General features: G+C 46.3%; 1 protein-coding gene. It reads right to left on the reverse strand.

Annotated features, from left to right (window positions below; translation table 11 throughout):
* Positions 1-201: hypothetical protein (locus tag DVK06_RS19495; RefSeq protein WP_121601160.1), on the reverse strand; the 201-nt coding region annotated here is incomplete at its 3' end.
* Positions 202-456 lie beyond the last annotated feature (255 nt).

Genomic DNA, 456 nt, shown 5'->3' on the forward strand with positions numbered 1-456 from the left:
CGCAATTGGTTCTATCCACGGAAGGAGTGACGATTCAGCGGAAAGAAGATTGTCAAGAAACACTCCACAGGTGGCACCAACAAGGAAAACAAACATCCCGAACGTCCGGCTCGTATCCCAGCTATCTTTCTGTGCTTGATAAATCATCGTGAGCCAAGCGAAAGCAAATAATCCGATTGCGAGCAAAATTGTCCAGTCCATAGTCACCGGTGATGAACTTGGAAGGAAAAACCCCGGAGATCTATTCGCGCTTTGTATCTCGCACGGCTGGCGAGACATTTCTCTGAAATGGCAGAACCGTCGGTGTTCGATACGCAATTATATTCTATCGCCTGATTCGGCTATAAACTCACGAAATAAATATCGTGGCAACTCTTCTATGACGCCTTGGTATGCCGGATAGAGAGTACAGGTACAGCGCGGAGAAAATTTGGCTTGAAGTATCAGAACAGTTTT

Origin of the sequence: Halorubrum sp. Atlit-28R (assembly GCF_003665955.1) — an archaeon.
GTDB lineage: Archaea > Halobacteriota > Halobacteria > Halobacteriales > Haloferacaceae > Halorubrum > Halorubrum tropicale.